The organism is Streptomyces mutomycini (assembly GCF_001700505.1).
In the GTDB taxonomy this organism is placed as follows: Bacteria; Actinomycetota; Actinomycetes; order Streptomycetales; family Streptomycetaceae; genus Streptomyces; species Streptomyces mutomycini.
The window spans coordinates 1-1725 of the sequence record NZ_MAPV01000299.1 but is presented as its reverse complement, the minus strand read 5'-3'; the positions used below and the strand labels follow the sequence as shown (position 1 = coordinate 1725).

The window sequence follows — 1725 nt, the reverse complement described above, 5'->3', positions numbered from 1 at the left end:
GGGTTGGGGCGGGGGTGGCCTTGGTGAGGCCGACGGCGGCCTTGTCCTGCTCCGCGCCCGTTCCTGTATTCGACTCCGTGCCCGTGCTGTCCATGTGGCATCTCCCGTTGTCCCCGTGTCCCCGTTTTGGTCCGTCCATCGTCGGCCGCACGACCGGCCCGGCGCAGTCTCCGGAAGTCGCGATCCCGGGCGACGAAAGGTGTCGACTTTCGTCGTACGGTGGCACGACGCTCGGCCGATGCGCGCGTTCTTCCGGGGGCCTACCGTCGGTCCGGTGTATGCGGACAGGGAAGTGGATGTGGATGTGAGGGCGGGTACGGATGTGGGAGATCGACGGGTACGTTCCGCCGGGCTCGCCGTTCGGGGCCTCCGGCGGCGGTTGACCGGCGGTGTGCTCTGGAGCCCCGCCCGCATCGTCGGGGAGGCGGTGCTCGCCGTCACCCTCGCCGGGCTCGCCACGGGCATCGGCGCGTGGGTGGACACGTTCGGGGCGCGCACCGTCCTCCTCGCCGGGGCGATGGCCCTGCTGGCGCCCGCGCGCCACGCGCTGCCCGCGACCGCCCTGATCCTCTCCGCCCCGCTGGCCGGGGGGTGGAATGTCATGGCCTCCGTGCTGCTGGTCTGCGCCGCCTGGTCGGCGGGGCGGCGGATCACGGAACCCTGGCGGGTGGCCGCCGCGTTCGGGGCCGCGTGTGTGCTCCACACCGTCCCGGGCGTGTACCACGACATCACCTCGGGGGCCGCTCCTGTGCTGCCCGTCACCCTCGGGTGGAACGTCGTGACATTCCTGACCCTGGCCGTGGTGCCGGCCCTCGTCGGCCGCTATCGGGACCAACGGCGTCGGCTGCTCGACGCGTTGTGGCAGAACAACGAGCAACTCAGGCGCGAGCAGGCGATGGTGGCCCGCGAGGCGCGGTTGCTGGAGCGCAACCGCATCGCTCATGACATGCACGACAGCCTCGGCCACCAGCTCGCCCTGATCTCCGTGCACGCGGGCGCCCTCCAGGTCGACCCGGAGCTGACCGGGAACCAGCGGGAGGCCGTACGGATCCTCCGGGGTGCCTCCGTCACCGCGATGGCGGAGCTGCGGGCGGCGGTGGGGGTGCTCCACGACGAAGCTGAGTATCGGGAGCAACAGAACGAGCAGCAGTACCAGGGGCATCAGCCCCACCAGGGGAATCAGGGGGAGATTTCCTACCGGGAGTACGGGGAGCACCAGGGGCGCCGGCGGCAGCCGGTGGGCGGCGGTGCCTCGGTGCCGTACGTGCCCCGTACCACCGCCGCCATCGACGGCCTGGTCGAGTCGTCCCGGGGCGCGGGCACGGTGGTGTCGCTGGACCGGAGCGGTGTCCGGCGGCCGTTGGCGCCCGCCGCCGACCACGAGGCGTACCGCATCGTCCAGGAGGGGCTGACCAACGCCCACAAGCACGCGCCGGGCGCCCCGATACGCCTTGCCCTGCGGTACGAACCGGACAGCCTGGTCGTGGAGGTCACCAACGGGCCCGTGCCGGGCGGAGCGCCCGAGGTGCCGCCGGAGATCAGCGGCGGCCAGGGGTTGAAAGGGGTGCGCGAGCGGGTCGGCCGGGTCGGCGGCATGGTGCACACCGGGCCCACCGAGGACGGCGGCTTCCGGATCGCGGGGATGCTGCCGTACGGGGAGGAGAGCAAGGCGGGAAGCGGGGCGGTGAGCCTCGGGGGACACGGGGCGGGGAACGGTGCCCGGGG

Annotated in this window: 1 protein-coding gene; it reads left to right on the top strand. The window is 72.9% G+C overall.

Annotation, left to right across the window (positions count from 1 at the left end):
* Positions 1-391 precede the first annotated feature (391 nt).
* The coding region (locus tag BFF76_RS29765) for a sensor histidine kinase (RefSeq protein ID WP_244167374.1) at positions 392-1725 on the top strand (1334 nt) is incomplete at its 3' end.